The organism is Acidovorax sp. HMWF029 (assembly GCF_003060895.1).
Lineage (GTDB): Bacteria > Pseudomonadota > Gammaproteobacteria > Burkholderiales > Burkholderiaceae_C > Acidovorax.
On sequence record NZ_QAIH01000273.1, the window covers coordinates 2,211 to 6,362 of the forward strand.

General features: G+C 63.7%; 2 protein-coding genes and 1 pseudogene. 1 reads left to right on the plus strand and 2 read right to left on the minus strand.

Going from position 1 to position 4,152, the window contains the following annotated elements:
* Window positions 1-1,114, minus strand: a pseudogene (locus DBR12_RS19145) (O-acetylhomoserine aminocarboxypropyltransferase); the annotation flags it as partial.
* Between the two features lie 109 nt (window positions 1,115-1,223).
* On the opposite strand from DBR12_RS19145, the gene DBR12_RS19150 reads away from it, so the two are divergent.
* Window positions 1,224-1,673: a CBS domain-containing protein gene (locus DBR12_RS19150; protein WP_108618701.1), complete on the plus strand. Its 450-nt coding sequence runs from the start codon at window positions 1,224-1,226 to the stop codon at window positions 1,671-1,673.
* Between the two features lie 90 nt (window positions 1,674-1,763).
* On the opposite strand, the gene DBR12_RS19155 is transcribed toward DBR12_RS19150, so the two are convergent.
* Complete coding sequence (locus DBR12_RS19155; RefSeq protein WP_233244905.1) at window positions 1,764-4,001, minus strand: EAL domain-containing protein; 2,238 nt, start codon at window positions 3,999-4,001, stop codon at window positions 1,764-1,766.
* Window positions 4,002-4,152 lie beyond the last annotated feature (151 nt).

Sequence of the window (4,152 nt, forward strand, 5' to 3'; positions counted from 1 at the left end):
GGTGGCTGAAGACCTTGAGGGTTTCGATGAACTTCTTGCCCTGCTCGCGGTTGCCCTTGAGGTCAAAGCTGAATACCGAGCCCGCACCGCGGGGCAGCAGCTTTTGCGCGAGGGCATGGCTCGGGTGCGACGCCAGCATGGGGTGGCCCACGCGCGATACAAAGGGCTGCGCAGCCAGGAATTCGACCACCTTCTCGGTGTTGCGCATGTGCTGCGCCATGCGCAGCGGCAGGGTTTCGATGCCCTGCAAGATGAGCCAGGCCGTGTGCGGGCTCATGCAGGCGCCAAAGTCGCGCAGGCCCTCGCGCCGCGCGCGCAGCAAAAAGGCACCCACGGTGCTCTCTTCGGTGAACACCATGTTGTGAAAGCCGTCATACGGCTGCGTCAGCTCGGCAAACTTGCCAGCGGATTTCGGACCATCCCAGTCAAAACTGCCACCATCCACCACGATGCCGCCGACCACGGTGCCGTGGCCCGATAGGAACTTGGTGGCCGAGTGGTAGACCAGATCGGCGCCATGCTCGAAGGGCTTGATGAGCCAGGGGGAGGTGAGGGTGGAGTCCACCAGCAGCGGAACACCGGCCTCGTGCGCAAGCGCACTCACGGTGGGGATATCCAGCACATCCAGGCCGGGGTTGCCCACAGTCTCGCCAAAGAAGAGCTTGGTGTTGGGGCGCACGGCGGCGCGCCAGCCGTCGATGTCACCGGGCTTGACGAAGGTGGTCTCAATCCCGAAGCGTGACAGTGTGTAGTGCAGCAGATTCTGCGATCCGCCATACAGCGCCGTGCTGGCCACGATGTGGCTGCCGGCACTCATGAGGGTGGCGATGGCAAGGTGCAGTGCGGCCTGGCCGCTGGCGGTGGCAATCGCGCCTACGCCGCCTTCCAGGGCGGCAACGCGCTGTTCCAGCACCGCGTTGGTGGGATTGCTGATGCGGCTGTACACATGGCCGCCGCGCTCCAGGTTGAAGAGCGACGCCGCGTGGTCGCTCGACTCGAAGACGAACGACGTGGTCAGGTGGATGGGCGTGGCGCGTGCGCCGGTGGCAGGGTCGGGGCTCGCGCCTGCGTGCAGGGCCAGCGTGTCAAAGCCGGGGTCGGAATAGCCGGGCATCGGGTGTCTCCCATGTTGTCAATGCAGCCGGGCATTGTGGGCTATATTTGGTAGCAAATTGTCTATAGCGCCTGCCGCGCTTCTCTCGCCCTCTCGGAGACCTAGCACCATGAAAGTCAGCGATATCCTTCGCGTCAAAGGCAACACCCTGTACACGGCATCGCCGGACGAGCCGCTGGCGGGGGCCGTGAGCCTGATGGCCGAGCGCGACATTGGCTCGCTGGTGGTGATGGAGCATGGCGACCTGGTGGGCATGCTCACCTTTCGCGAAGTGATCCAGGCCGTGGTGAAAAACGGCGGCAGCGTGGGCACGATGCTGGTGCGCACGGCCATGGATGACGCGCCCCTGACCTGCACGCTCGAAACCGACATGGACGAAGTGCGCCGCATGATGCTGGACCGCCATGCGCGCTACATGCCCGTGATGGACCGCCGCATGCTCATGGGCGTGATCAGCTTCTACGACGTGGCGAAGGCCGTGGTAGACAGTCAGAACTTCGAGAACAAGATGCTCAAGGCCTACATCCGTGATTGGCCGCAGGAAGAGCCGCGCGCCTGACCGAGCCGCAGCTTGCGTTTGCTGCTGTGGCGCAGCGATGCCATGGTATGTATGCCCTGGCGTGTGCATGCCACGTGTGTATGCCACCGGTCAGTGGCTGCGTTCAATGGATCGGGCGCCCAGCCATGCCTCTAGATCCTCGGGCGGGAGGGGCTTTCCAAACAGATAACCCTGCATGACAGGGCAGCCATGGGCCTGCAGCCATTGCTGCTGGCCCGTGGTCTCCACCCCCTCGGCAACCACCACCATGCCCAGGCTATGCGCAATGCTCAGCACCGACACCGTGAGCGCGCGCGCTGTGGGGCTGGTGGTCAGATCTTGCACGAAGGCCATGTCCAGCTTGAGCTCGCTGATCGGCAGCCGGTGTAGGTAGCTGAGGCTGGAGTACCCCGTTCCAAAGTCGTCCAGCGACAGCTTGAAACCTTGCCGGTGCAAGGTGTCAATGTTGGCCAGTGTCACGGGCCGGGCGTCCATCATCACTCTTTCGGTGATCTCCAGCAGCACATCTCTGGGGCGCAGTCCGTGGCGCTCCAGGGCCTGGGCAATATCCTGCGCGAACTCGGGCCTGTGAAAGCTCCGGCCTGACAAGTTGACGGCCACACAGGGAACGTGGCGGCCTGCAGCGCGCCATGCCGCGAGCTGCCTGCAGGCTTCGTCCAGCAGCCATAGCGTGAGTGTATGGATCAGGCCTGCCTCTTCCGCGATGGCAATGAACTGTGAAGGCGGGACCATACCCCAGGCAGGGTGGTGCCAGCGCGCCAGCGCTTCGACGCCATGCAGAGTGCTTGGCGAACTGCTGAGCACTTGGGGCTGGTAGTGCAGGGTGAGACTGCGTTCGGCCAACGCTTGTTGCAACGCGCGCTCCAGTGAGGCGCGCTCGTGCGCACGGCGATTCATCTCGGCGCTGAACAGTTGCAGGCTGTGCCGATGGTCGCTCTTGGCCTGGTGCATGGCCTGGTCGGCGTGCCGAATCAGAGTGTCGATGTCGCCCCCATCGTCGGGGAACATGGCGATCCCCAGGCTTGCGTGCGGTCGGTTGACCTGCCCGTTGATTACCAGCGGCTGGGCGATGGATTCCAGAATGCGCTGAGCCATTGGCACAGCCTGTTCGGTGCTGCATTCGGACAGCATCAGGACGAACTCGTCCCCCGACAGCCGTCCGATCAGGTCGCGTGCACGCAGGCATTGGGTGAGCCGCGCGGCTACCTCGCACAGTAGCGCGTCGCCTGCGGCGTGTCCTTGGGTGTCGTTGGTCTGCTTGAAGCGGTCCAGGTTCAGGAACAGCAATGCACCAGGGCATCCATCGTTCTCCAGCTTGGCCAACGCGCGTTCCGCGCTGCTGCGGAACATGGCGCGATTGGGCAGACCGGTGAGCGTGTCGAAGGATGCCAGCTGGTGAATGCGTCGGTGGGTGTTGTCTCTCTCAATGGCCAGTGCACATAGGTGCAGGCACACCTCCACGAGGCGCTGGTGCAATGCGCCGGGGCCGCGGGGCTCCCGAAAATAGAAAGCGAAAGTGCCCACCGGCTTGCCCTGATGGTTGCAGATGGGGCTGGACCAGCAGGCCCGCAGGCCGGTGGGGGAAAACAGGGCGCGGTAGTCCGTCCACAAAGGATCGGTGGTGATGTCGGTCACGATCACCTGCTCATTGCGGAACGCGGCCGTGCCACAAGATCCGACCTGGGGTCCGATGGCCAGGCCATCAATGGCTTCGCAGACGGCGGCTGGTAGACCGGGGGCTGCCAAAGGGCGTAGACGGCCTTGCGCATCGACGGCAAGTATGGAAGCCGTCACTTCGGGGGCAATTCGCTCCACTTCGCGGCACACGAGCTCCATCAGGTCTGCCAGTGGCAGTTCTTTGACCATACCCTCCAGTACGCGCGTCTGCAGTACTTCGTGCATTTTGGTCAGCGTGATGTCCGTCAGCACCGTGATGCTGCCCCCCGGGCCGCCCGAAGCTTCGCTCGAGGCGTTGATCATCATCGACACCCAGCGCGGTTGTCCGGATTTGCTGTACAGCAGGGTCTCGACATGGAACTTGCCCTGCGAGTTGACCTTGGACCGGATGACGTCCGGCAGGGCTGTATCTGAGTGAGGGCCGAGCAGTACGTCGGTGAGCAGCTTGCCAAGTAGCTCCTCCGGCTTGAAGCCAAAAAGCCGCGTAAACCCCTGGTTGATGTACACGACGCGCTTGGCGCTGTTGCTAATCACGATGGCGTTGTCGCTGGCATCCAGGGCCCTGCGAAGGGGGGCGTCGCCCAGCATTGGGGGAAGCAGTTCCGAGTCGGTGAAGGAGGGGCCGGACATGGGCAGGGCAGAGGCGGGCATGAAAGTCCCGAAGATGTTCCACCGATCCTAGCAAGCGTGGAGGGGCATGCCAAGCCTGATATGCACAGCGCGGGCGGGACTGGGCAGATATGGCATGCCGTGGGCGTACCCACGGCCTTTTTGGGGGCGGTGGGTCTGGGATAATCTCGCC